Genomic DNA, 25,312 nt, shown 5'->3' on the forward strand with positions numbered 1-25,312 from the left:
CATACGGCCATCAGGACATCCCTTATCGGAGTTCAGGAGGCTGCCTGCCTCCAGGGCTCGGCCGCATTCGCCAAGCCTTCCCGCTTCATGACCATTCGCGAGAACTCGCCGAACGGCACTGCCGGGCTCCACAAGTAGCCCTGGCCGAGCGTCCCGCCCCACAGATTGATGTAATCCATCTGCAACTGGGTCTCGACCCCTTCGGAAACTGTGTTGAGATTGAGCTGCCTCGCCAGCATCAGGATCAGCTCGACGATGGTCCGGCGATCCTCGCAATTGGCAATGTCCATGATGAAGGACCGGTCGATCTTCAGCGTGTCGAACGGCATGCTCGCTAGACTGTGCAACGAAGAATAGCCGGTGCCGAAGTCGTCGATTGCAAATTTGACGCCTTCTTTCTTGATCGGCAGGATCTGATCCAGAAGGTTCTGCGAATAGTCGACAAGACTCGATTCCGTCACTTCCAGTTCCAGCTTCTCCGTCGAGAACCCGCTCTCGCCAATGATCCCGAGCATTCTGCCGGTAAATCCCTTCGCCTGCAGCTGCGCCGGCGCAACGTTCACGGCGACAGATACATCGACATTCTGCCGGTGCAGGGATTTCATGTCGGAGAGCGCCGATGCCAGCACGAATTCTCCGATCGGAACGATCAGACCGCATTCTTCTGCCACGGGAATGAACTTGTAGGGCGGTACGGATCCGAGTTCGGCATCGTTCCAGCGCAGCAGCGCTTCTGAACCGACAATCTTGCCGGACGAAATGTCGACCTTCGGCTGGTAGTGAACGGAAAGCGTGCGGTCTCTCAGCGCGCTTTGCAGCCTGTGCCGGATCTGTTCGCGCTCGGTCATCCGTTCGCGAATGATATCGTTGTAGGCGATCGACTGAGCCCTGCCTGCACCCTTTGCTTCATACATGGCCATGTTGGCGTTTCGCAGAACTTCCTCGGCCGTTGTACCGTGCTCCGGGTATCTCGCGATCCCCGCGCTGACGGTCAGCGAAAGGGAAAGCCGGCCAATTCTGTAGGCCCCGCCCAGCCGCTCGACCATCGTTCTGGACAACTTGGCAAGCGTCTGCAGATCATCGACGCCGGGTAACAGTACGACGAATTCGTCGCCTGAAAACCGGGCAACGCAGGGGGGTTTTGACGTCAGTGGCTTGGCCAGCTCGTCGACCAGGACGGCCAACCGGTTGCCGACCAGCCGCAACAGCTTGTCGCCTACGGCATGTCCGTGCATGTCGTTGATCAGTTTGAAGCGGTCCAATCCAATGTAAAGAACGCTGCCCGTTTCCTTGGGTCGCAGATCAATCAGCGTCATCGCGACATTGTCCAGCTTGGCCCTGTTGGGCAAACCGGTAATGCGATCAGTGTAGGCGAGTTCCTCGATCCGCAGAATATTCTCGCGCAGCTTCACCATCATTCCGCGGAACGCGGTTTGCAGGTCACCCACCTCGCCCGGTGCATCAGTTTCCAGATTGCAGTCGAGGTAACCGGCAGCGGCCTCATTGGCTGCCTGCGTCACGCGGCTGACACCTGCCGTTGCCCGGTACATCAGGGCAGCAATCACCGGAACGAAGGCAAGAAGAAGAACCGCCAGGATCAACACCACCTGAACTATCTTTTCCCTCAGAACGCCCGCAAGCTCGTGCTTCGAAATGCGCACCAGCACGGACCCCACCACTTCCCCACTTCGGGAAACCGGCAGGATGTATTCGATCATATCGGCGGTTTCCGAATACTGAGCCTTGCCCGACTGCGCGACATTCAGGGCGCCTTCGTTGAACTGCACGGCGCTCGAAGGTTCTGCGGAGGTGAAATCGCTGGCGAACTCCTGACCGAAGCGGCTATAGGCCTTGGCTGCGATAATGTATTTGTCACCCGCAATCGCATTCAAAAGTCGCTCGACTTCACCATAGTTCTTGTTGGCGATTTCGCGCGCCGCAATATTGGTGACAAACAGCGCCTTGTCGTGAGCAGTCCGAGCAAGACGTTCCTCGATCTTGTCCGTCTGGGTCAGATAATCGATGCCGATCAGAACCAGCGAAAAAGCCAGCAACCCGAACACGCCATAAAGCGTTGCCCGCACAAAGACGCGCTTGAACAGCGCGTTTCCTCTTGATCGAACGGTTTCGAGCACGAAACAAGCCCTTTCGGTCCATTGCGTTGCCCGGGTCGAAGTGCGACCCGATACCAGCAGTGTTTCGGCAGCCGCCTCAACAAATTCTGAACCTGAAAGAGGAAACACGACCCTATTCTGGAACTATTGAACCTACGAGCATCTATTTCTTTCACGCCGGCCAAATTGCTCGTCAAAATTTCCTAGGCACTACTGAATTCACGAGAAACCCTGTCCGCGTAGAATTACCAAGCCGGTCCGGCATCTACGGAAGATTTGAATCGATCACACTCTCAACTTGGCCCGATTTCTGTACCGAAAGGTGCGATTTTCAACCAACGCCCCAAATCGACGCGCGTCTGAGCAGCTTCCGAACATACTGTTCTTGACGTTGTTGGTTCGTGGGCAATTTTCGTGGTTTGTTGTCGAGCAACGGCAACTATAAATAGTTTTTACTTTACCGGGACCGGATTCGACATATTGGCAAGGGCGCAGTGCAGGCGCGGCCCTACGTGGACACCTGGATTGCAGAAGCCCAGCTGCCGCGCGGTGAACCTGGTGCGGCCTTCAATCGCCTGATCGAAGTGCGCCGGTTCGCCCGCCGGTCAGGATCTGACCTGCAGCTCTCGAATTTCCTGCCCCATCTCATCAGTTTTCTCGCGGTTTAGGTCCGGCGCTAGATAGATTGCCGTTGTCCAATTCCACTTTCAAAGGCACTATTTTCGTATCTGGAATATCAATCCTGGGCGGGAGGCCAAGGACATGTCCGGTAATGCGAAACACGATTCCTGGAGTGCAGGTCGCAGTTACGATCACTACATGGGCAGATGGAGCCGATTGATCGCAAGAGAGTTCGTGTCCTGGCTCAACGCGCCTGCTGATGCAAACTGGGCGGACATAGGGTGCGGCACCGGAGCCTTGACCGAAACCATACTCGATATGGCCAAGCCAAAATCGGTTGTCGGTCTCGATCTTTCGGAAGGCTTCGTGATGCATGCGCGGGAAGCGATCACCGACGAGAGAGCCCGCTTTGAAGTCGGGTCTGCACAGGACCTGCCGCTTCCCGACAACTCCGTTGACGTATCAACGTCCGCGCTCGCGCTCAACTTCGTTCCGGACAAGCTGCAGGCGCTGGCCGAGTTGCGTCGCATTACCCGCCCTGGCGGAACAATATCCTTCTATGTCTGGGACTACCCGGGAGGTGGCATGGGCTTCATTGACGCCTTCTGGAAAGCAGCCGCTTCAATCGACCCCGCAGCCGAAGAACTTGATGAGGCGCTTCGGTTTCCCTTTTGCACTCCGGACGGGCTCCGCCAACTTTGCACTGAAGCCCGGTTGCCGGGTGCCAGTGTTCACACCCTTGAAGTCGACACCGTGTTTCCCGGGTTTGAGGAATTCTGGCATCCCTTCACGCTCGGCACCGGGCCCGCACCCGGCTATTGCATGAACCTGCCACGGGAAAAACGTGATGAGCTGAAGGCAAAGCTCCGGCACCAACTCGATACCGGCGAAGAAATCCGCTTGCCCGCACGCGCCTTTGCTGTCCGCTACCAGCAGCCGTGAACACGCAGTTCATCCAGAGCGGAATTTACAGGCAAGACCAACGGCAAGCACAGCAAGCGCGAAACACGAACTCACCGGATAGAGCAACGCTGCAGCCGCAGCATCCCGGTACAGAGCCTCACTACGACCAGCCGCCAGAACCTGGAAGAAGATCTGGCCCTGCACTGCGATACCAAGCGCCATGCCGATCTGCTGGAAGGCCTGGAGAACGCCGGACCCCGCTCCGGCATCCGGTCCGGAAACCCGCGACAACACGAGCTGGAACAATGCTGGAATCATCGTTCCGGTACCAAGTCCGACAATCAGGAATGGCACCACCAGCAGGCTTGCCGATAGTCCATCGGAAACAAGCAGGCGCACCGCCACCAGACCGCAGAAGACCGCCAGCATGGCAAGGCTGATCCTTGCCGCCTGATAGCGGGTTCCGAAGCGGCCTGTCATCGCGGACGCAAGGATGACACCAACCGGATGTGGCGCCAGGATGAGCCCGGCTGTCATGGGCGATAGTCCAAGGCCTGCCTGCAGGAAGAGCGCCATCATGAAGAACATGCCTGCAAGACCGGAAAAGAACAGCGCGACAAACGCGACACCCGCAACAAACACGCGGTCCCCTGTCAGAAGCACCGGCAGAAGCTGCGCCTGGCCGAGGCGAGCCTTCTGAACCTGCAACCGGTAGAACAGGACAGCCAGAACTGCGCTTAGCCCCATCAAGGCAAAACACCAGAACGGCCAGCCGAATTGCCTGCCTTCCACAAGCGGAAACACCAGCGCCAGCACTGCGAGGGCAAAAAGAAACGTTCCGGACCAATCCGGCGTCACCCGGCTTTCGGTTTCAAGGTGCGGCAGAAAGCGAAGAGCGCCGGCCAGCGAGATCAGCCCGACAGGCAGATTGATCAGAAAGATCGGCCGCCAGCCCAGCCAGAAGATATCGGCCGCCACGATTGCCCCGCCCACCAGTGGCCCCGCCACGGCCCCAAGTGCGCTGATGGAGCCGAACAGGCCGATGGCCTTGCCTTTCTCCTCTGCCGGAAAGATCACGTGAACAATGGCAAGTACCTGCGGCACCATCATCGCCGCGCAAAGCCCCTGCAGGCCGCGGGCGGTAATCAGGGTGCCTATATCAGGCGCCAGGCCGCATGCCAGGGAACTGGCGGTAAACCCGGCGACACCCCAGCGGAAGACCCGCCCCCTGCCGACCACGTCTCCAAAACGGCCGAAAGGCAGCAAACCGGCGGCAAAGGCCAGCACATAGACAACCAGCACCCATTCCAACTGGGTGTCATTGGCACCAAGCCCTTGGCGGATGGACGGCAGCGCCAGATTGACCACTGACACATCGAGAATATTCATGAACATGGCAAGGTAGAGCGCGGCGAGCGCCGCCCAGCGATTGCGCCTCTCCCTGGTCGCACCGTCAAACAAAAGGGACATTCAGAACTCCTGGCAAGGCGTGAACTCGATTTTGTTACTTATAAAGTTACATATTCACACACGTCAATCTCATGTGCCTTGAATTGTCACGTAATCGAATCCGGCATAAGGTTTTTCAAACGGAGATTTCCATGCGAACCGACAGCCGATTGCCGCGCGTGCTTCACGTGCTCCTGCATCTGGACCAGACTGAAGACCCGGTGACGTCCGATCAGATCGGGAAGATGCTCAACACCAACCCTTCCCTGGTCCGGCGCACCATGGCGGGGCTGCGGGAAGCGGGTTTCGTCGGGGCCACCAAGGGTCATGGCGGCGGCTGGGTGCTGGCCAAGAGCCTGGACAGCATCTCGCTGGCCGAGGTCTATGCTGCCCTTGGCTCACCACAGCTTTTTGCCGTCGGTCAATCCGCCGACGCCCCCACCTGCCTTTTGGAACAGGCGGCCAACCGGGCAACTTCAGCCGCGCTGAAGGCGGCACGCGAAACTTTTCAGGAGAAGCTTGGGCAGGTCACGGTGGCCGATCTGGTACGGCCGCATGCGCAGGAAATCCGGGAGCATCAGGAAAAACCTTAGGTCCGAATTTTGGCCGCAAACCTTGGGCAATCTTCGGAACACCTGTGAAGACATCCATTAAAGAACCTTCTTCGAGGCATGGTCCGGGGCAAACTGAACAGCCCCCTTGCCTCGCGGCGCAACATTGTATACAAGCGCACACAATAGAGATCAGGTACAACCGCACCATTCAGATTTCCGTTTCACCGTCCCATTTTCCAGACCCGCGAGGCAATGCGTCCCATGGCAAAGATCAAAGTCGACAATCCGGTCGTCGAGCTCGACGGCGACGAGATGACCCGGATCATCTGGGCCTTTATCAAAGACAAGCTGATCCACCCCTATCTCGACATCGACCTGCTCTACTTCGATCTGTCGATCCAGAAACGCGACGAGACCGACGACCAGATCACGGTCGATGCGGCCAACGCCATCAAGGAACATGGCGTCGGCGTCAAATGCGCCACGATCACACCGGATGAAGCGCGGGTTGAGGAATTCGGCCTGAAGCGCATGTACCGTTCGCCCAACGGCACGATCCGCAACATCCTTGGCGGTGTCATCTTCCGTGAGCCGATCATCATGCAGAACGTGCCGCGCCTGGTGCCGGGCTGGACCCAGCCGATCATCGTCGGCCGCCATGCCTTTGGCGACCAGTATCGCGCCACCGACTTCCGCTTCCCCGGCAAGGGCAAGCTGACCATCACCTTCACCGGCGAAGACGGCCAGGTGATCGAACACGAAGTCTATGACGCGCCGTCCGCCGGCGTTGCGATGGCGATGTACAATCTCGACGACTCGATCCGCGATTTTGCCCGCGCTTCGCTGAACTACGCGCTCAACAGGAAGGTGCCCTGCTACCTCTCCACCAAGAACACGATCCTGAAAGCCTATGACGGCCGCTTCAAGGACCTGTTCCAGGAAATCTACGAAGCCGAATTCAAGGACCAGTACGCCGAAGCCGGCATCTGGTACGAACACCGGCTGATCGACGACATGGTCGCCTCCGCTCTGAAATGGTCCGGCGGGTACGTCTGGGCCTGCAAGAACTACGACGGTGACGTCCAGTCCGACACGGTTGCCCAGGGGTTCGGCTCGCTCGGCCTGATGACGTCCGTCCTGATGACACCGGACGGCAAGACCGTGGAAGCGGAAGCCGCCCACGGCACGGTCACCCGCCACTATCGCCAGCACCAGAAGGGCGAGAGCACCTCGACCAACTCCATCGCCTCGATCTTCGCCTGGACCCGCGGGCTCGCGCACAGGGCCAAGCTCGACAACAACCAGGAGCTTGCCCGTTTCGCCCAGACGCTGGAAAAGGTCTGTATCGACACGGTGGAAGCCGGCCACATGACGAAGGACCTTGCCCTGCTCGTCGGTCCGGATCAGGCCTGGCTCACCACCACCGGTTTCCTGGACAAGATCGATGAGAACCTGGCCAAGGCCATGGCCGCCCACTAAAGCTTGGCCTGTGAAGGCCGAAGGAGCGACACCGCGGACATTGTCCGCGGTGTTTTGCTTTTCGGCCCAACAACAACCTGCCGATTGTCCCTCTTCCCGGCCCGCGCTAGGCTCACCTGGCCGGTAGCCAGAGGAGAGGACGGTGTTGACGATCCGCGAATTGAAGACGCCTCTGATCGGCCCCCTGGACCTTGCCTTGCAGGCGGGTGAAGCCGTTGCGATTTCAGGTCCCTCCGGCGCAGGCAAATCCCTGTTTCTCAGAGCAATTGCCGATCTCGATGAAAGCGCCGGCCATGTTGCCCTGGATGGCACGAAGCGCGAATCCATACCGGCTCCTGAATGGCGCCGAAAGGTGGCTTACGTGCCTGCCGAAAGCGGCTGGTGGGCGGACCGTGTTCAGGATCATTTCGCCGAAACTTCCGACCTTCCCAACCTGCTGCACCAGGTTGGTCTTGCCGATGCGCTTGCCTGGGAGGTCTCCCGGCTTTCCACCGGTGAGCGCCAACGCCTTGCCCTTGTGCGCGCTCTCCAGACAGCACCGCAGGTTCTTCTCCTGGATGAACCCACCTCCGCGTTGGACCCGCCTTCCGTTGACCTGGTCGAAACTCTCCTGAAACACCAGCTTGCTGCCAATCGCGCTCTTCTGATCGTCACGCACGACCCCGGCCAGCCCGAACGACTCGGAGCACGACGGCTTGTCATGGACAAAGGCCAGCTGACGGTAGGTGCTGGCCAGGGAGCGCCCGCGTGACCGGTTATCTCGCCCTCACCTATTGGGACCTCGTGGCTGCCTCGGTGTTCCTGCTATTGAACGCGGTTTTTTCGATCGTGCTTGATCTCGGCCTCACCCGCACGCTCATCATCTCGGCCTTGAGAATGAGCGTGCAGCTGATCCTGGTTGGGCTTGTCCTCAAGGCAATCTTCTTTGCCGGATCCCTGTTGTGGACATTGCTGGCTGCTGCCGTGATGCTGGCTTTTGCAGGGCGCGAAATCTGGGCGCGGCAAGACCGTCGCCTGGCTGGCCTCTGGGGCCCGGGGCTGGGCGTTGCCGTCATGCTGGTCGCAGGCACCCTCGTCACGATCTACGCCCTGGCAGGGCTCATCCGCCCCGATCCGGTCTGGATGCCGCAATATGCACTGCCGCTTTTCGGCATGGTGCTCGGCAACACCATGACCGGGGTCAGCCTCGGCCTTGATACGCTTCACACGTCGCTTGCCCGCGGGCGGCGCGATGTGGAAGCCCAGTTGCTCTTGGGCCGCACCCGCTGGGAAGCGACACGCCCCTTCTCCCGTCAGGCACTGCGGTCAGGTTTCACGCCGATCATCAACGCCATGGCGGCAACAGGCGTCGTGTCATTGCCAGGAATGATGACAGGGCAGATCCTGTCCGGGGTCGATCCGCGTGAAGCAGTCAAATATCAGCTCATGATCATGTTTCTGCTTGGCGGCGCTACCGGCCTCGGTGTCCTTGGCGCTACCTTCGCCAGTGTGTGGCGCCTGACCGACAACCGTGACAGGCTGCGTCTCGACCGTTTGAACGGAGGGTCTCGATGATTGAACTTTATGGCGCGGACTATTCGGTGTATGTGCGCTCGGCCCGAATGGCACTTATCGAAAAGGGGATCGCTTACCAGCTAGTCCCGATCGATGTGTTTGCTCCGGGCGGACCGCCGGAAAGCTATCTTGAGCTTCAGCCTTTCGGCAAGATCCCCACACTGAAGCATGGCGACTTCACCCTGTTCGAAACAGCGGCCATCCTGCGCTACATCGATGAAGCCTTCGACGGCCCTCCGCTTCAGCCAGCCTCCCCGCAACCGCGGGCGCGCATGGCTCAGCTTCTCTCCATCCTCGACAATTACGCCTACAAGACCCTCGTCTGGGACATCTTCGTAGAACGGGTGTCAAAGCCCTCTGGCGGCGCCCCCGCGGATGAAGTCAAGATTGCCTCGGCTCTCGGCCGGGCAAGAACGATCGTCAAAACACTGGAAGCGCTTGTGACGGAAGGTCCGTTCCTGATGGGGGATCAGCTCACCCTCGCCGACTGCCATGCCGTCCCGATGCTTGCTCTCTTCGAGCTGTCAGAAGAAGGCCGGCTGCTGCTGCGTTCGGCGCCGAAGCTGTCTTCATGGCTACAGATGTTCAAGGAACGCGACAGTTTCAGAAAAACCGGATTGTCTGGTTGAGCGCGATTACGCGTCAGGCCTTTATCTTTTCCGCAGGTCAGATCCACTGCAAACATGTTAGTCTTTTGCCGTTCCACGACGCCCGTTGTTCCATTTATCTTCAGGCAGGCGCAACATTGAATCATTTTATAAAGAAAGGGATTTTTTGATGAGGTTTCAAAAGCTTGTAATTGTTTTCTTGAGCAGCCTTTTGCTGATGTGTGCCGGTTTGACAGCATCGGCACAAACCGTCCACGAGCCCTCCCGCGGCACTGCCGAGCGCAAGGATATACTTGATGCAATGCGTCCGATGATGGAGGCAAGGGTGGGGCCGCCGGTCGAGTTCGTGGTCAACTGGATGCGTTCAGGCCATGGCTGGGCTTTCGTCCAGGTCTCGCCGCAGCGCCCAGGTGGTGGCGTCATTGACCTGTCCCGCACGACCTTCGCCTCGCAGGCGGACTATATGGATGGCCTCATCACCTTCGCCTTGCTGCGTTACCAGTTCAACCGATGGAACCTGGTCGACTTTGTCGTCGGCCCGACAGATGTCTTCTGGCAGGGCGATCCGCTCTACGCCCAGGTACCCCGCGGCCTGACACCCTACTGAGCGCCTTTCTGACTGGCCTACTTTGCCGGATCCTTCTGCGTTCCGGCAACTTCCTCCATCATGTCATCTTCAGAGTCGGCTTCGTCCTTGGAATCGTCCCCCTGGAAGAGCTCCGGCTCCTGGTCAGTGTTCTCTGAAGATGCAAACACGCCCGACTGCTGAAGTTCCTCTTCCGCCAGCTCGCCCAGCACGCGTTTTCCCGCCGCCACACGGTCGCGCGCTTCATCCATGATCTTCTTGGCCAGCCCTTCATCCCTGTCCATCAGGTGTTTGAGGGCTTCAGCCTCCAGCACCAGAAGCTGGCAATCCTTGTAAGCGACCACTTTCGCGGTTCTGGGTGTCTGATTGATCAGTGCCAATTCGCCAAAGAAACTGCCTTCTCCCAGATAGACCGTGTCGTGCTGCAGCCGGATTTCGACTTCTCCGTCGGCAATGAAATACATCTTGTCCGCAACATCGCCCTGCTCGGCAATCGTGCCGCCCTTGCGCACGCGAAGCGACTGCAGCAGCTTCGCAACTTCGGCAATCTCCGTCGCCTTCAAGTCTTCGAACAGAGGCACACGCGCCACCATCGACCAGGTGACGACAAAATCCCGGCTATGGATTTCCCGGGCAAAGGCCGAAGCAATGATGCCGACCGGCAAGGCTATCAGCCCGTAGCCCATCAGCATGACGATACCCCCAACCGTCTTGCCGAGATTGGTGACCGGCACGACATCGCCATAGCCAACGGTCGTCACAGTGGTAATCGCCCAATAGATTCCGTGCAGAATGCTGCGGAACTTTTCCGGCTGGTCGTCATGCTCGATCAGATACATCAACGTGGCGGCCATCAGGATGACACCGCAGATGATCATGCTCGATCCGAGCAGCGCCCTGCGCTCGTTGCCGACGGCGGAAATCAACGAACGCAACGCCGGTGAATACCGGGCCAGCTTCAGGAAGCGCAGCAGCCTCAGGATGACGACCATCGTGACCGCCTGATTGGGCAGGAACACCACGAACAACAGCGGCAGGGCCCCGATCAGATCGATGATCGCGTCCGGCTGCATCGCATAGCGCAGCCTGGAAAACACCGGCCCGTAACGGCGCAGCGGCGGATGGAGATCGGCCACGTAAAGACGCATGACGTATTCGGCCAGAAAGACAAGTCCACTGCCCAACTGGATCAGACGCAGATGCGTGCTCAGGATGTCGCGGATTTCCGGCACGGTTTCCAGCACCGCAAGCGCGATGTTGATCAGAATGAGGACGATCAGGAAGTTCCGCAGCACGCGCGCGCCGATGCGGCGTTTGCCCGTGTCCTCAAGCACCTCATAGAGCGCCCGTTTGAATTCGTGGCCGGACACCGAGCCCCCCGTTTCTGATTTTGCTCGCGTTTTCATGAATAGCCGAAAGACAGGCTACGACAAAGCTCTCCACGCGGACAGCCCTCACCATGCCGCACGAAGCTGTGCATAGGGGTGAGCGGAACGTGATTGGGCAATTTTGTCGCAGGCCCCATCTCCATGGATAGCCAACCGAACGGAAGGAGGACACCATGACCATAGACACCGACAAGGTTCGCGCCGCAGAAACCACGCCTCACCACATCGTGCTGAAAATGTTGCTGGTCTCGACGTTCTTCGCAGCCGCCGCCCTGGCAGTGACTGCTTTGCTGAACTGAACCAACCGGCAGGCCACCGGAGGCAGACCTGACCAGGCCACCTCAACCGACGCCTCCCTCCGTCGTCATCCCGGCCAAGCGAAGCGCGAGCCGGGACCGGGGAGCGATAAGCCTTGCAGGACCTCAAGAGGCCATGCCGAGAGCAATAGGGCTCCCCGATCCCGGATCTTCGCTTTACTGCGTCCGGGATGACCAAGGAGGGGCTCGCGTAATTTCTCCCCGAGAAGTGACCGAGCGCCTTAAACGAACAAGGGCGGCCCTGATGGGACCGCCCTTTTCAATTTTGATTGCCTGTAGAACCGTCAGAGCCCCGTGAGGTGTGCCTCGATTGCGGCAACGGCTGCGTCGGCCTTGGACCCATCCGGTCCACCGGCCTGCGCCATATCAGGCCGACCGCCACCACCGCGGCCGCCGAGCGCTTCCGAACCGATCCGCACCAGATCCACGGCGCTGACCTTGTCGGTCAGATCCTGCGTGACGGCAGTCACAATGGCAGCCTTGTCGTCTTCGGCAACGCTGATCAGAACGACCACGCCGGACCCGAGCTGGGTTTTGGCCTCGTCGGCCATGCCTTTCAGATCCTTCGGGTTGATCCCCTCGACGATACGCGCCATCAGCTTGAACGCGCCGGCGTCCTTCACCGGCGTGCCGCCTTCCGCTCCACCGCCCATGGCGAGCTTCTTCTTGGCGTCCGCCAGTTCGCGCTCCAGCTTCTTGCGATCTTCAACCAGCTGGGCCACGCGAGCCGGAACATCGTCAGCACTGATCTTCAGCAGGCTGGCCAGTTCGCGCATGCGCTTGTCCTGGGCATCCAGATATTCACGGGCTTCCGCGCCGGTCAGCGCCTCGATCCGGCGAACACCGGCAGCAACCGCACCTTCGGAAACCAGCGTCACCAGACCGATGTCGCCGGTACGCTTCACATGTGTACCGCCGCACAGTTCAAGCGAATATGGCTTGCCCTGCTTCGGGCCATGGAGAGCGGTCCCCATGGACACGACGCGAACCTCATCACCATATTTTTCGCCGAACAGAGCCATGGCGCCAGCTTCGATTGCGTCGTCGACCGCCATCAGGCGGGTGTCGACGGGCGCGTTCTGCAGCACGATCTCGTTGGCAAAGCTCTCGACCGTTGCCAGTTCCTCATCGCTCACCGGCTTGGGATGCGAGAAGTCGAACCGCAGGCGCTCCGGCGTTACCAGCGAGCCCTTCTGAGCGACGTGATTGCCAAGCACCTCGCGCAAGGCCTCATGCACAAGGTGCGTCGCCGAGTGGTTGGAACGGATCGACTTGCGGCGGGAATGGTCGACCTTCAGTTCCAGGGCAAGGCCCGGAACCAGCTCGCCTTCTTCCACGGTGACCGAATGAACAAAGAGCCCTTCGGCCTTCTTCTGCGTATTGGTCACGGCAACCTTGACGCCATTGGCCAGCATCCAGCCGGTGTCGCCCACCTGGCCGCCGCTTTCCCCGTAAAACGGCGTCTGGTTGAGAACCACGAAACCGCTTTCACCTGCGGACAGTTTGGCAACTTCCTTATCGTCAGATGCAAGACCGGCAACGACACCTTCGGCCGTCTCGGTCTCATAGCCGAGGAAGTCCGTGGCGCCGTGCTTTTCCTTCAGTGCGAACCAGACTGCCTCCGTCGCTGCGCTGCCAGACCCGGACCAGGCCGCACGGGCTTCCGCTTTCTGGCGCTCCATTGCAGCATCGAAGCCATCCGTATCAACCGAAATGTCGCGCGTTCTGAGCGCGTCCTGGGTCAGATCCAGCGGAAAGCCGTAGGTGTCATAAAGCTTGAACGCGGTTTCCCCGTCCAGACGCCCCCCAGCCTCAAGGCCTTCGGTTGCGGTGTCGAGCAGGCCGAGACCACGCTCCAGCGTCTTGCGGAAACGCGTTTCTTCCAGCTTCAGCGTTTCTGTGATCAGATCTTCAGCGCGGCTCAGCTCCGGATAGGCACGGCCCATTTCACGCACCAGCGCCGGAACCAGCTTGTGCATCAGCGGTTCGCTCGCCCCCAGAAGATGGGCGTGGCGCATGCCGCGGCGCATGATCCGGCGCAGCACATAGCCGCGGCCCTCGTTGGACGGAAGCACGCCATCGGCAATCAGGAAGCTCGTGGAGCGCAGATGGTCGGCAATCACGCGGTGGCTGCCGGTGGCTTCGCCTTCCGCTTCCACACCTGTTGCGTTGACGGACGCCGCGATCAGCGCCCTGAAGAGGTCGATGTCGTAGTTGTTGTGGACGCCCTGCATGACAGCGGCGATCCGTTCGATGCCCATGCCGGTGTCGATGGACGGCCGCGGCAGGTCGAGACGCTTTTCCGGCGTCTGTTCGTACTGCATGAAGACGAGGTTCCAGATCTCGATGAACCGGTCGCCATCTTCTTCCGCAGAGCCCGGAGGGCCGCCCCAGATGTGGTCGCCATGGTCGTAGAAGATTTCGGAACACGGGCCGCACGGACCGGTATCGCCCATGGACCAGAAATTGTCCGACGTCGCGATACGGATAATCCGGTCTTCACTGAGACCAGCGATCTTCTTCCAGAGATCGAACGCCTGATCGTCTTCGGCAAAGACGGTTACCAGCAGCTTGTCCTTCGGCAGGCCGAATTCCTTGTTGACGAGGTTCCAGGCCAGTTCGATCGCACGGTCCTTGAAATAGTCACCAAAGGAGAAGTTGCCCAGCATCTCGAAGAAAGTGTGGTGGCGTGCGGTGTAACCGACGTTATCCAGGTCGTTGTGCTTGCCGCCGGCGCGAACGCATTTCTGTGCCGTGACCGCACGGGAATAGTCGCGCTTTTCCAGGCCGGTGAACACGTTCTTGAACTGGTTCATGCCCGCGTTCGCAAACATCAGGGTCGGATCGTTACGCGGCACCAGCGGCCCGGACTCGACCACTTCGTGGCCGTTTGTCTTGAAATAGTCCAGAAAGGCAGAGCGGATTTCATTTACGCCGGTCATTCGGATCTCGCATCGGTCACAGCCCCGCATATGAGGGCCTGTTGTAAATCTTGAAGGCGCTGGATCTGGGTCGCCGATCCGCGCCGGAACAGCCTTTTAACTTTCACCTCCAACCCTGTCCAGCGGTTGCACGGACCCGACCCAACGGAAAGCTGCCGGGAAACAGGCGATTTCCGGAATGAAGGCTGCCCTCACGCGCAGGACAACTGCTCCGACGGGATCTGACCTCTTCCAATTTCGCTTCGTTGCGGGACCCGAAATGCAAAAGACCCCCTTCCGGAGTGCGGAAGGAGGCCCTTGGAAGACCGGACAAACGTCCGGAGCTCTTGTAAGCGCTAACCGGAAGCTGAGGATCAGTCCTCGGCTTCTTCCGATGCAGCGTCCGGATCAATGATCGCATCGGCGATCAAGCCGGCGTTCTGGCGGATCGCCAGTTCGATTTCATCGGCAATTTCCGGATTGTCCTTCAGAAACTGCTTGGCGTTTTCCCGGCCCTGGCCAAGACGCTGGCTGTTGTAGGAGAACCAGGCACCCGACTTTTCAACGATGTTGCCCTTGACGCCCAGGTCAATGAGTTCGCCGGTCTTGGACACCCCTTCACCATAGACGATGTCGAATTCCACCTGACGGAAAGGAGGCGCAAGCTTGTTCTTGACGACTTTCACGCGGGTCTGGTTGCCGACGACTTCGTCCCGGTCCTTGATCGCACCGATACGGCGGATATCGAGGCGGACAGAAGCATAGAACTTGAGCGCGTTACCGCCGGTCGTGGTTTCCGGAGAACCGAACATGACGCCGATCTTCATGCGGATTTGGTTGATGAAGATCACCATGCACTTCGACTTGGAAATCGACGCAGTCAGCTTGCGAAGAGCCTGGCTCATCAGACGGGCCTGCATACCCGGCAGACTGTCGCCCATCTCGCCTTCGAGTTCGGCCTTCGGCGTCAGCGCGGCGACCGAGTCGATGACCAGAACATCGATGGCGCCGGAGCGCACCAGCGTATCGGCAATTTCAAGTGCCTGTTCACCAGCGTCCGGCTGGGAGATCAGCAGATTGTCGATATCGACGCCAAGCTTGCGTGCATAGATCGGGTCCAGCGCGTGCTCCGCATCGACAAAGGCGCAGATACCACCGGTCTTCTGGGCTTCGGCAACCGCATGCAGGGCAAGCGTGGTTTTACCTGAAGACTCCGGCCCGTAGATCTCGACGATACGGCCGCGCGGCAGACCGCCGATCCCGAGCGCGATATCAAGTCCGAGAGACCCGGTCGAGACGGCTTGCACCTCAACCACCTGGCCCTGGCCCATCTTCATGATGGAACCTTTGCCGAAGGCGCGTTCGATTTGGCTGAGCGCTGCGTCCAGCGCTTTTGTCTTATCCATCTGGCTGCTTTCTACGAGACGAAGTGTACTTTGCGACATGGCTTACGCTCCTTATTCCACGATGGACGCGCCGTTTCAATGAGAGCCTTTGTACACATTTTGTTCTCATTTGACAAGTCGGCAAAACCGATTGGTATTAAAATGAAAATGGCTGTTTGTTTCCAATATGTTCTCACTTATCGATTTTAGAACTTACCTAGCGTAATCTATTGCTCGGAACATCCCGTGATTCCGCGATCGTGCAGAATCACCGGCGCCTACACTGATAGCCGTAGACAAACGACGACCTATCACCAGATTGCTCTATGTGCGTCGTCTCACAGCATACATTAGCTCCATGGAAGTATTTGAGTGCGACCCAACATGCCCCGGGACGGGCTAGGGTTTTCCGGATCAAATCAGGAACAACCGCTGGTTTTGCAGGGAGCGCACGTGAATATCGGGTGGCAGTGAGCGCATATTTCAACCGTACCTTGAAAAACAGATTTGCAAAGAATTTCGGTTCGGCTAGGTCTACGCCACTTTCGTTTCACTCGGCTGGGAAGCTATTTACATGAAAACAAACAAACTGTTGTGCCTGGCGCTTGCGCTTGGCTTGTCGGCTTGCGCCACCGCGACACGCGGCACCAATGAGATCGTGAAGGTCTACGCTTCGCCGGAAGGAGCGCAGATCGCCACGTCCATCGGCCTCACCTGCAACACGTCCCCCTGCTCGCTCCAGGTGTCCCGCAAACAGGAATTCACCGTTACGGTTTCCAAGGAAGGCTACAAGACCCAGACCGTCGAGGTGAACACCAAGGTTGCCCCCGGCGGCGTCGCCGGCATGGCGGGCAACGTGCTGATCGGCGGCGTTATCGGCGTCGGTGTCGACAGCGTTTCGGGAGCCACGCTCGACCACTCGCCCAATCCGGTCCTCGTTGAGCTGGTCCCCAACAACCCCAGGAACCCGAAAACCCCTAAAGGCGATCTCTCCGAAATCAAGGAAAAGATCGCCGCCAAGCAGCGCGCCCAGGAAGAGGCCGTAATGCGGAAGTCGGGTGGGGTTTAAATAGTCGAAACAACCTGGAGGCTTGGGATCTCAAGATCGCGAGATCTCAGGCCTTTAAAAAACGTGACCCGATGCAGGACATAAACCGGGTGCCCGAAGACAAAAGACGTGTGAAACACAACGACTATATCTTTTAATATAGCCCCTACAGTCGGTTAGGCTCTGGCGACGCGCCTTGCCTGGAACTCCGTGACCTATCAGGGGCAGATGAGCGCCAACTTTGTTGCCGCAGTCGCGATGCGACCAATGGTTCGGTTCAAGAACAACCGTCCGCTCAAGACAATTGCAGTTCAAGTTCCTGCGCAGCGCCCAACATGGATAAAGACCCATAATTGGCGTAGTATCTTTTTATGAATGACACGTCTCGAAGTGAAGAAGTTCAACACCACTACGCGACGCCCCGCCATCTCGCGACACGTGGTTCGTTTCAAGCGAAATATGCAACCGTTAGCTGGTTTGGCTGGCTGATTGGGCATTTGAACTTACAAACAGAAATGGATGTATTGGACGTCGGGTGTGGTCCTGGCTGGATATGGCGTTCTCAGGCAGACCGTCTGCCGAACGAACTTCGTCTTTCTCTTATAGATGCCTCTCCCGGCATGATTGAGGAGATTTCGGCGAATCTGGCGACGGTGGAGAAGATTGAGGTCGTCAGCGCAAAGGTGGCAGATGCAATCGACCTGCCGCACCAAGATGAGACCTTTGACGCGGTGCTGCTATTGCACGTCCTTTACCACGTAGAGGATCCAAGATTAGCCTTGCGTGAAGCGAGACGTGTCTTGCGCCCAGGCGGGCAGGTTTTCGTAAGCACAAACGCACTGGAAAACATGAGGGAACTGCATTCAATTGGCGCCAAGGCATTTGGAGGCAGGCCCGTTGATCCAGGGGCCGCAATGTTCTCGCTCGATGATGCCGAGCAGTTTGTGGGTGAGCTCTTTGACGATGTACGGCGAATTGATCTTACCGACACTATGACGTGCACCGATCCAGAAGATGCGGTGATGTTCCTGTTGTCCTGTCCACCAGGCATTTCTGCGCCCGAGGCTCAACAGAGGCATCTTGCAAAGCTGATGCGCGAGGAAAGCGACAGCTTGCAAGGCAGATTAGTAACTACACGCCGAAATGGCCTCATCGTCGGCACAAAAGCACAATGACTGCGAAAAGCGGCCCCGTTGGCCGCTGATCCGTTGTTTCATGTTATCAACGGATGCTTCTTACCGATGCGTTCACAGAGCCCGTTGCCGCCCCCCGCTTAATCTGCTAGCCCGCCTCTTCAACGGTTGCCAGTACCGGCGCATCGAACGCTTCTGTTCTGATGCCGGCTTTTCATGAGACAGTCCAGAACGTGACTTCAGCCATCTCCTCCCCCGTCATCGCAATCGGTGCGATCCATTACGATACGATCGCCCATGCCAGCGAACCGATCCGCCCTGAAACATCAACCCCATCGAGACTGAGTGCAAAGCCGGGCGGCGTTGCCACGAACATTGCTCGTGCGCTGGTTCGGCTCGGGGTTGGAACACGCCTCGTGGGAGCGGTTGGAGAAGACGGCGCTGCCGACATGCTTTCCCGCCAGCTCAGCCAGGAAGGGCTCGAGCTGCATGTGAAGGCCCGGAAAGGTTTCGCAACGGGCCAGTACCTTGCGTTACATAATCCGGCAGGCGATCTAGCGGCCGCCTGCGTTGACGACCGTGTTCTGTCCGAAGCCCCCGAGGATCTCTTCGACGCTATCGTTGCGGATCTTGCAGCAAATGCGACGGACGATACGATCTGGTTTCTGGATGCCAACCTGCCCGCTGCAATGCTGGTCCGGCTGACGGGGCGTGCCTTGCCCGGGCGTCTTGTTGCCAATGCCGTTTCGGATGCCAAGGCAGTCCGGCTGCGTGGGGTCCTCGGCAAACTGGATTGCCTGATGTTGAACCGCGGCGAAGCGGTCACGCTTACCGGGCTTTCCCGCGACACGTCTTCCGAAGACCTGGCAGCGGCCTTGTCGCAGACCGGTCTCAAGAGTTTTGTCCTGACCAGCGCGGCATCTGATTTGCTGGTACTCGAAAGCGGGGAACTTCACCGGTTCGCACCGCTTCAAACAGATATCGTCGATGTCACCGGAGCAGGCGATGCATTAACCGCCGGAACAGTCGCGGCGCTCGCCAGAGGCTATGGCCTGAAGCAAGCAGTCCCACTAGGCCTTGCAGCTGCAGCCCTGACCCTGCGCAGCACCGGCGCCCTCGCGGAAGAGCTCTCCTGGGATGCCCTCGCCAACTTTTGACCATATGGACAAATTCCAATCTTGGCGCTGCTCCGCCTTGCGCCTATAAGACCCGAAGAATTGACCCGGCCCGAGCAGCCGGACGAAAACAGAAAGGCACACGCCGTGACCACTCCGACAACGCCCTCCGCCATCAGGGATCTGATCGTTTACAGCGATGAAGTGCGCGAGGCACTTGCGAACGGCAAGCCGGTCGTTGCGCTGGAATCGACCATCATCACTCATGGCATGCCTTTTCCGAAGAACGTTGAGACCGCCCGTGAGGTGGAAGCCGATATTCGCGCGGAAGGCGCCGTTCCGGCCACCATCGCGCTGATGGACGGCAAGATCATGGTGGGACTTTCCGATGAGGATCTCGACCGCCTGGCACAGGCCAAGGACGTGATGAAGTGTTCACGTGCCGACATGACCTTCGCACTTTCCACCGGATGCTACGGCGCGACAACCGTCGCCGCCACGATGATGGCGGCGCATGCCGCTGGTCTGAAGGTCTTTGCCACGGGCGGCATCGGCGGCGTTCACAAGGGCGCGGAAGAAAGCTTCGACATTTCCGCCGACCTGGATGAGCTTGGCCGCACGCCGGTCTGTGTAGTGTCCGCCGGTGCCAAGGCATTGCTCGACATTCCCAAGACCCTCGAAGTTCTGGAAACCAAGGGCGTTCCCGTCATTGCTTTCGGCACGGAAGACCTGCCGGCATTCTGGTCGCGGGCCAGTGGTCTCAAGGCCCCCTACTCCCTGAATTCGGCCGCCGAAATCGGTTCGCTCCTGAAGATGCGGTCCCGTTTCCCGGATCATGGCGGTGTCCTGATCGCCAACCCGGTACCGGAAGCCGACCAGATCCCGCGGGATGAAATGACTGGTTATATCGATGCCGCCATTGCGGATGCCACTGCGAAGGGTGTTCGCGGCAAGGACGTGACCCCGTTCGTTCTCGGCGCCATCCTGGAGTTGACCGGCGGCCGCAGCCTCGACACCAACATCGCGCTGGTGCGCAACAATGCCCGCCTGGCCGCGCGTATTGCTGCTGAACTGGTCTGACGGCACGGTTTCTCGAGAAACCAACTGGACCCAAAAAATCTGCCGGGCTTTCAATCCGTTTGGAGTGAAAGCCCGGCAGACTTGTCAGGACGGTTTGTCTTCCACCGGTTGAGGAACATCCGGCGCCTGACGGCGCTCAAGCGCCGCCGCCAACCGGTCGATGTCCTTGAAATGCAGGTCCCGCTGCGGGAACGGTATCTCGATACCCGCCTTGCCAAGCTCGTTGTAGACCGTGAAGTAAAGGTCCGACTTGGTAATCATCACATTGCCGATGTCTTTCAGGAAACATCTCAGTTCGAAATTCAGCGAGCTGTCGCCCAGCCCGATGAAAAGAACCTGCGGGGTCGGATAACGTGCGATGGTGTTGTGTCCGCGTGCCGCATCGAACAGGATGGATTTCACCTTTTCCAGATCACTGCCATAGGCAACGCCAACCGGCAGGATGAGCCGGCCCGACTTGTTGGTCAGCGTCATGTTCTTGACCGTGCCGGCAATCAGGTCCGAATTCGGAATGATGACGTCATGCCGGTCGAAGGTTTCGATGCGCGTTGAACGGACCGAGATCTTGCGCACATAGCCGGATTGTCCGGAGACCTCGATCCAGTCGCCTTCCTTGATAGGCCGTTCAATCAGCAGAATGACGCCGGAGACAAAGTTGGACACGATGGTCTGGAGACCAAAACCGATACCGACCGACAGCGCACCGGCGACGACTGCAAGACTGGACAGGTTCAGTCCGGCGGTGGAAATCGCAATCAGCGACGCCAGCGTGAGCCCGACATAGCCTGTGCCGGTGACCACGGCGTTCTGCGCACCGCTGTCCATCCGCGTCTGCGGCAGTACGGTTGCCTTCAGCAGGTTCTGCAACCAGCGCGTCACGACAACGCCAATGCCGAAAATGGCAACCAGGACGATGAAGGAGTCCAGCGACAGGTGAATGTCGCCCAGTTGCACGCCGTTCGTGAGCAGATACCAGACCTCGACGATATCCGTTCCGCGTGCGCCCCAGGTCATGGCGATCAGGGGCGCGAAAATCAGTGTCAGAACACAGATCAACCCAAAGGCAACGAGGACCGGAGCAGGTTCGTCTTCCCGCTTGCCGATAGCCGTTTTCACGACAACGAGCACGAGATGGTAAAGCATGAAGCCGAAACCGAGCTCCGCAACCGTCATGATTACCGGCAGGATCGCAACCCGGGCAAGCTGGACATAACCGACCAGCGTTACGCAGACGGCAAGAACGGCGGATGTCTTCATGAGCAGCGACAAGAACAGCAGAAAGCCGGATTCCTGGGGTTTTACTGATGCCTCTTCGGGTTCTTCCGCAGTCTGCTCGCTCTCCACGGCACTGCTTTCAACGGACTTGTTGGATCTGATGACGCTGGCCAGAGACCAAAGCAGTACCGCCGCCATCGCAATGGGGGGAGCTGAAAGCACCGAAATCGCTGCCGTACCGAAGGCGTTATCGAGTTCGAATGCCTCGACCGCCACTTCAAGGGCCATGAAGACGCCCAGTCCCTGGCAGAGACGCAACCCGAGTTTTGCTTCCCGGTCACCCAGCTCCAGGAGACGCCAGCGATCCTGCCCGGGGGCAAAAATCGTGTGCCCCAGCCAGTTCGCTATGATCATCACGAGAGCCATTACCGGCACAGCGATAACCGCCGTGCGAACCGAGTTCGGATAGATATCGAGAATGGGAAAGATGGAGACCAGGGCGACGGCACCAATGGTCGGAAGCACGATAAAGCTGGCATTGTAGAGCACCGCCAGCATCAACGCCTTTGCACCAGTGGCCGGCTTTTCGCAATAGACCTTCAAAGCCCGTGAAATCGGATGCTGCAGAACCGTCAGGAACAATATCCCGAAAATTGCCAGACCGAGGGAAAGCGGCACCGTCTCATGCAGTTTCTTCGAGACGCTCGGACGGGCCAGTTCGTTCTGCACACCACGTTCGAACCGCTTTATGAATTCCCCGATCTCCTGAAAGCCCGCGGCCCAGGTCGACGGTGCAAGCGGCGAAGGATACCTGTCCAACAGCGTTGAAAATTGCCGCGCACGAAGCTGCCTGTCGACCTGGCGAATGTAGAAGATAGCCTGATTGTTGATTTCGCCGGCCACACGGACCGGTGCATTTGCGGCCGCCAGCGCATTGGTAAGCTCAAGACGTCTTGCAGCAACTTCTTCAGCTTCCTTCTGCCCGTCTGCAGGCGGTGCACCGAGGCTGTTCAGCTGGGCTTCCAGGGCGCTCGCCCGAATGTTCCCGCGATCTATGATCTCCGCGCTGGCGTCCCGAACCTCAACGAGCTGAGACCGGAGCTGATCGAGGGTCTTGGGAGAAATGCTTCTTTCTTCCAGCGCCGTTGCCGCCCGGCTGAACAATTCGGCCGACCGCGCTAGGGGCTCCGGCGGAACCTGCCCGGCCTCCTGGGCAAGCAGCGTTCCGGCCGGCATGCCGCCGGCAAAAGTGATGGATAAGGCCAGAACCAGCAGGATACACTTGAGAAACTTCATGAAGACGCCATCACTTTTGGGACAAGGCCCCGGTTCCGGTTCGCAGACTGACCACGTTGCCTAGGAAGCCAGGTGGGCTTCAAGGCATATGCATCCATCCGCGGTCCGATTCGAACAATCAGCTTATGCGCGAATTTCGGCAGATCTTTCACCATGGAAACACATTTGTCGCAAAACGGGCCTAAGGAAAGGCTCTGGCAGGTTTCAAGGCTGCCCGGCTTTGGCCCGAAATCCGTGCCAAGCCGTTGACAGAGCGGCGTAAGCCTGCCCTAACATGCGAAATTATGACGTTAACAGGACGTTGCGGCAAAATACCTGAAAACAAGCCGCGTCCTTCAAGGAGGTCAGACATGACAGACGCGGCAACCCCTGAAACCCCGCAGACTGCAACGGCTCCGGCGGGAAGCATTTCCCCGCTTCAGTACCTCGACCGTGCGCTGTCGACCCTCCGCGACATCGGCATCACGCCGGAAAGCGAGCAGGATGCACCGATCAACGCCCTTCTGGAACAGATCACCGATCTTTCTCCCGACAAGGTGCTGATCATCACCCGGACCCTGGCCCAGGCTTCCAATTTCAACGAGGTTGTTCGCTCGCAGGTTCAGCAGATGGATATCGGCGAACGCTACGAGCAGATCACCGAGGCGTTCAATTCCATCCGCGATGACGCGAAGGCGCTGGTCGATCAGCTTGCCGACGGCAAGATCTCATTCACCGAGAACCTGTCCAACAAGTGGCGCGACTTCCGCCGCGGGACCATTTCCGATCGTTTCGATGATATCCGGGGTACCTACAAGGACGTTGCAAAGGCAACCAAGGACCAGATCGAGCGGGAACAGACCATTCTGGAAGCCTATCGCGATTTCCGCGGTGCCTTGAAACAGGCGGAAGTCACCGCACTGGAACTGCTGAATATCGCAACCGGCAAACTGGACGCTGCCAAGGGTGCCCTTGAAGCTGCCTCCGGCGAAGTCGAAGCCTACACCGGTGACGACCCGGCGCAGAAGGCACGCCTTGAACTGGCACGCGACGAGAAGCTGCGTGAAATGCAGGACGAGGAAAAGCGGTATCAGATCGCCAAGGACCTCTCCGACAACCTGACGATCGGCTACAACACGTCAGAGGTCATCATGGCGCGCCTGGTCCAGACGACCAACGCCAAGGAGCGCGTTTACGCCCAGTCGGTCAGTTTCTTCTCCACCAATGAATCCGTTCTCACCGCACTCAACGCCTCGTTCACCGGCCTCCAGGGCCTGCACGAAAGCACCGAGACGCTGAACGCCATGAAGGACGGCATCAACAAGAGCCTGGAAACGCTGGCGGACATCGGCGACGAAGTGCAGAAAAAGGCGCTCGAAGCCGGCTATGGACCGACCGTTGCCGCAGCCTCGGTGAAAAAGCTGGTCGATTCCGTCGTCAATTTCCAGGTGCAGTCGCGTGAAATCATCGACGAAATGCGCGAGATGTCGACCAAGAATTCCGAGGAAATCCGCAACGCCGTGGAAGACGGCAAGCGGCGGCTTGCCAAGCTGACCGCCCAGGGCAAGGCCCTTTGATCTGACGATAATCCGGCAGGCCGGACCCTCCGGCCCGCCCTTTTTCAAGAAGACATGCATTCATGGCAAGCAAATCCGACGCCCCGCTTGACGATCTGATGATGGCGATGGACGTGGTCGACACGCTGCGTCATGAAGAAGGTCAGGTGGCCCGCGAGCTGAAGACCGATGAACGCGATGCCGCCATGGTCGAACGGCTGCGTCAGGTCTATGCGTCCCAGGGCATCGATGTTCCGGACCATATCCTGAAGGCGGGTGTCGAGGACCTGAAGCGCGACCGCTTCGTCTATTCTCCACCTTCCGCAGGCTTCCAGCGCACGCTGGCGATGATCTACATCTCGCGCAGCACTTGGTCAAAATGGCTGGCGGCGGTCGTTGCTGTCGTCATCGTTTGCATTGCGGCCTGGTACTTCATCGTCAAGCTGCCGGCGCAACGCGCGGAAGCGGACCTGCTGGCAAGGCTTCAGGCCCTGCCCGCGACCTACACCGAGTTGGTCGGGCGGATCGATTCCCTGACCGAAAATACCGAAATCGAAGCCAACGCCGCACGTCTGGCCACCGACGGCAACCTTGCCCTTTCGGACGGCAACAACGAGGCAGCCTTCAAGGCGGAGGCCGACTTGCGCGATCTTGCCGGACGGCTGCAGGAAGTGTTCGAGGTCCGGATCATTTCCCGCGAAGGCGTGCCGACCGGCGTTTCCCGCATTCCCGAATCCAATCCAGACACCGAGAACTACTACATCGTGGTCGAAGCCGTGGACGCGGACGGCAAGATCCTGGAACGCAGGATCGTGTCGGAGGAAAGCAGCGAGGCCGAACTCGTCGACAAATGGGGCCAGCGCGTTTCGGAAACCATCTACAACGCCGTTCGCCGCGACAAGATGGAAGACGGCATCGTGCAAAAAGGTGTCCTGGGGCAGAAGCGGCGCGGAGAGCTGGATATCAAATGGCGCAGCGGCGTTCAGGACGGAGCAATTACGAAATGGTAGC

At 58.9% G+C, this 25,312-nt stretch carries 21 protein-coding genes; 15 read left to right on the forward strand and 6 right to left on the reverse strand.

Annotated elements, in window-relative coordinates; translation table 11 throughout:
* Positions 1-32: 32 nt before the first annotated feature.
* Complete coding sequence (locus Q666_RS49945) at positions 33-2,135, reverse strand: EAL domain-containing protein (protein ID WP_152533351.1); 2,103 nt, start codon at positions 2,133-2,135, stop codon at positions 33-35.
* Between the two features lie 491 nt (positions 2,136-2,626).
* Between Q666_RS49945 and Q666_RS66220 the strand changes: the two genes are divergently transcribed.
* Together Q666_RS66220 and Q666_RS49950 are read left to right on the forward strand one after the other, a co-directional pair.
* Complete coding sequence (locus Q666_RS66220; protein WP_161633247.1) at positions 2,627-2,782, forward strand: hypothetical protein; 156 nt, start codon at positions 2,627-2,629, stop codon at positions 2,780-2,782.
* 94 nt (positions 2,783-2,876) lie between these two features.
* Entirely contained in the window at positions 2,877-3,677 is an 801-nt protein-coding gene (locus Q666_RS49950) for a class I SAM-dependent methyltransferase (RefSeq protein ID WP_031269225.1), read from the forward strand.
* A 9-nt stretch (positions 3,678-3,686) separates the two neighbouring features.
* Here Q666_RS49950 and Q666_RS49955 read toward each other — a convergent pair whose 3' ends face one another.
* Positions 3,687-5,108: an MFS transporter gene (locus tag Q666_RS49955; protein ID WP_023000816.1), complete on the reverse strand. Its 1,422-nt coding sequence runs from the start codon at positions 5,106-5,108 to the stop codon at positions 3,687-3,689.
* 131 nt (positions 5,109-5,239) lie between these two features.
* Here Q666_RS49955 and Q666_RS49960 point away from each other — a divergent pair, with 131 nt between their 5' ends.
* The 6 genes from Q666_RS49960 (at position 5,240) to Q666_RS49985 (ending at position 9,889) form a co-directional block, all read left to right on the forward strand.
* On the forward strand, positions 5,240-5,680 hold the full coding sequence (locus Q666_RS49960) for an Rrf2 family transcriptional regulator (RefSeq protein ID WP_023000815.1): 441 nt from the start codon (positions 5,240-5,242) through the stop codon (positions 5,678-5,680).
* A 222-nt stretch (positions 5,681-5,902) separates the two neighbouring features.
* On the forward strand, positions 5,903-7,120 hold the full coding sequence (locus Q666_RS49965) for an NADP-dependent isocitrate dehydrogenase (RefSeq protein WP_023000814.1): 1,218 nt from the start codon (positions 5,903-5,905) through the stop codon (positions 7,118-7,120).
* A 142-nt stretch (positions 7,121-7,262) separates the two neighbouring features.
* The gene (locus tag Q666_RS49970; RefSeq protein WP_031269223.1) at positions 7,263-7,871 is read left to right on the forward strand and encodes an ABC transporter ATP-binding protein; all 609 of its coding nucleotides are present in this window, start codon (positions 7,263-7,265) and stop codon (positions 7,869-7,871) included.
* Positions 7,868-8,674 carry an ABC transporter permease gene (locus tag Q666_RS49975; RefSeq protein WP_023000812.1) on the forward strand — a complete coding sequence of 269 codons (807 nt, stop codon included), beginning with the start codon at positions 7,868-7,870 and terminating at the stop codon, positions 8,672-8,674. Before Q666_RS49970 ends, Q666_RS49975 begins: the two co-directional genes overlap by 4 nt.
* Positions 8,671-9,303 (forward strand): glutathione S-transferase family protein, encoded by a 633-nt coding sequence (locus tag Q666_RS49980; RefSeq protein ID WP_023000811.1) that lies wholly within the window; start codon positions 8,671-8,673, stop codon positions 9,301-9,303. Before Q666_RS49975 ends, Q666_RS49980 begins: the two co-directional genes overlap by 4 nt.
* A gap of 196 nt (positions 9,304-9,499) precedes the next feature.
* Complete coding sequence (locus tag Q666_RS49985; RefSeq protein ID WP_208993908.1) at positions 9,500-9,889, forward strand: hypothetical protein; 390 nt, start codon at positions 9,500-9,502, stop codon at positions 9,887-9,889.
* Between the two features lie 17 nt (positions 9,890-9,906).
* On the opposite strand, the gene Q666_RS49990 is transcribed toward Q666_RS49985, so the two are convergent.
* Positions 9,907-11,238, reverse strand: coding sequence for a cyclic nucleotide-gated ion channel (locus Q666_RS49990; RefSeq protein ID WP_208993906.1), 1,332 nt, complete (start codon positions 11,236-11,238; stop codon positions 9,907-9,909).
* A 191-nt stretch (positions 11,239-11,429) separates the two neighbouring features.
* On the opposite strand from Q666_RS49990, the gene Q666_RS66760 reads away from it, so the two are divergent.
* Positions 11,430-11,555 carry a hypothetical protein gene (locus tag Q666_RS66760; protein ID WP_023000808.1) on the forward strand — a complete coding sequence of 42 codons (126 nt, stop codon included), beginning with the start codon at positions 11,430-11,432 and terminating at the stop codon, positions 11,553-11,555.
* Between the two features lie 302 nt (positions 11,556-11,857).
* On the opposite strand, the gene alaS is transcribed toward Q666_RS66760, so the two are convergent.
* Both alaS and recA read right to left on the reverse strand, forming a co-directional pair.
* Entirely contained in the window at positions 11,858-14,515 is a 2,658-nt protein-coding gene (alaS, locus tag Q666_RS49995; protein ID WP_023000807.1) for an alanine--tRNA ligase, read from the reverse strand.
* Between the two features lie 353 nt (positions 14,516-14,868).
* Entirely contained in the window at positions 14,869-15,939 is a 1,071-nt protein-coding gene (gene recA, locus Q666_RS50000; protein ID WP_031269221.1) for a recombinase RecA, read from the reverse strand.
* A gap of 514 nt (positions 15,940-16,453) precedes the next feature.
* On the opposite strand from recA, the gene Q666_RS50005 reads away from it, so the two are divergent.
* The 4 genes from Q666_RS50005 to Q666_RS50015 all read left to right on the forward strand — a co-directional run bounded on the left by Q666_RS50005 (position 16,454) and on the right by Q666_RS50015 (position 20,255).
* Positions 16,454-16,948, forward strand: coding sequence for a hypothetical protein (locus tag Q666_RS50005; RefSeq protein WP_023000805.1), 495 nt, complete (start codon positions 16,454-16,456; stop codon positions 16,946-16,948).
* A gap of 350 nt (positions 16,949-17,298) precedes the next feature.
* The gene (locus Q666_RS64925) at positions 17,299-18,102 is read left to right on the forward strand and encodes a methyltransferase domain-containing protein (protein ID WP_081713276.1); all 804 of its coding nucleotides are present in this window, start codon (positions 17,299-17,301) and stop codon (positions 18,100-18,102) included.
* Positions 18,103-18,293: 191 nt separating this feature from the next.
* Positions 18,294-19,217 carry a PfkB family carbohydrate kinase gene (locus Q666_RS50010; protein WP_208993904.1) on the forward strand — a complete coding sequence of 308 codons (924 nt, stop codon included), beginning with the start codon at positions 18,294-18,296 and terminating at the stop codon, positions 19,215-19,217.
* Between the two features lie 105 nt (positions 19,218-19,322).
* Positions 19,323-20,255 carry a pseudouridine-5'-phosphate glycosidase gene (locus Q666_RS50015; protein WP_035908785.1) on the forward strand — a complete coding sequence of 311 codons (933 nt, stop codon included), beginning with the start codon at positions 19,323-19,325 and terminating at the stop codon, positions 20,253-20,255.
* Positions 20,256-20,339: 84 nt separating this feature from the next.
* Here the strand turns inward: Q666_RS50015 and Q666_RS50020 are convergent, their stop codons facing one another.
* Positions 20,340-22,766: a DUF3772 domain-containing protein gene (locus Q666_RS50020; RefSeq protein WP_023000801.1), complete on the reverse strand. Its 2,427-nt coding sequence runs from the start codon at positions 22,764-22,766 to the stop codon at positions 20,340-20,342.
* 350 nt (positions 22,767-23,116) lie between these two features.
* Here Q666_RS50020 and Q666_RS50025 point away from each other — a divergent pair, with 350 nt between their 5' ends.
* The gene (locus Q666_RS50025; RefSeq protein ID WP_023000800.1) at positions 23,117-24,322 is read left to right on the forward strand and encodes a hypothetical protein; all 1,206 of its coding nucleotides are present in this window, start codon (positions 23,117-23,119) and stop codon (positions 24,320-24,322) included.
* Positions 24,323-24,384: 62 nt separating this feature from the next.
* Entirely contained in the window at positions 24,385-25,311 is a 927-nt protein-coding gene (locus Q666_RS50030) for a DUF6384 family protein (protein ID WP_023000799.1), read from the forward strand.
* Position 25,312 lies beyond the last annotated feature (1 nt).

Origin of the sequence: Labrenzia sp. C1B70 (assembly GCF_000475395.1) — a bacterium.
GTDB classification, from domain to species: Bacteria; Pseudomonadota; Alphaproteobacteria; order Rhizobiales; family Stappiaceae; genus Roseibium; species Roseibium algicola.

Bases quoted from the DNA above. Each gene is read 5' to 3' on its own strand.
- Q666_RS49950 (WP_031269225.1), top strand. From the start codon at position 2,877: ATGTCCGGTAATGCGAAACACGATTCCTGGAGTGCAGGTCGCAGTTAC.
- Q666_RS49955 (WP_023000816.1), bottom strand. From the start codon at position 5,108: ATGTCCCTTTTGTTTGACGGTGCGACCAGGGAGAGGCGCAATCGCTGG.
- Q666_RS49960 (WP_023000815.1), top strand. From the start codon at position 5,240: ATGCGAACCGACAGCCGATTGCCGCGCGTGCTTCACGTGCTCCTGCAT.
- Q666_RS49965 (WP_023000814.1), top strand. From the start codon at position 5,903: ATGGCAAAGATCAAAGTCGACAATCCGGTCGTCGAGCTCGACGGCGAC.
- Q666_RS49980 (WP_023000811.1), top strand. From the start codon at position 8,671: ATGATTGAACTTTATGGCGCGGACTATTCGGTGTATGTGCGCTCGGCC.
- Q666_RS49985 (WP_208993908.1), top strand. From the start codon at position 9,500: ATGTGTGCCGGTTTGACAGCATCGGCACAAACCGTCCACGAGCCCTCC.
- Q666_RS66760 (WP_023000808.1), top strand. From the start codon at position 11,430: ATGACCATAGACACCGACAAGGTTCGCGCCGCAGAAACCACGCCTCAC.
- alaS (WP_023000807.1), bottom strand. From the start codon at position 14,515: ATGACCGGCGTAAATGAAATCCGCTCTGCCTTTCTGGACTATTTCAAG.
- recA (WP_031269221.1), bottom strand. From the start codon at position 15,939: ATGTCGCAAAGTACACTTCGTCTCGTAGAAAGCAGCCAGATGGATAAG.
- Q666_RS50005 (WP_023000805.1), top strand. From the start codon at position 16,454: ATGAAAACAAACAAACTGTTGTGCCTGGCGCTTGCGCTTGGCTTGTCG.
- Q666_RS64925 (WP_081713276.1), top strand. From the start codon at position 17,299: ATGAATGACACGTCTCGAAGTGAAGAAGTTCAACACCACTACGCGACG.
- Q666_RS50020 (WP_023000801.1), bottom strand. From the start codon at position 22,766: ATGAAGTTTCTCAAGTGTATCCTGCTGGTTCTGGCCTTATCCATCACT.
- Q666_RS50025 (WP_023000800.1), top strand. From the start codon at position 23,117: ATGACAGACGCGGCAACCCCTGAAACCCCGCAGACTGCAACGGCTCCG.
- Q666_RS50030 (WP_023000799.1), top strand. From the start codon at position 24,385: ATGGCAAGCAAATCCGACGCCCCGCTTGACGATCTGATGATGGCGATG.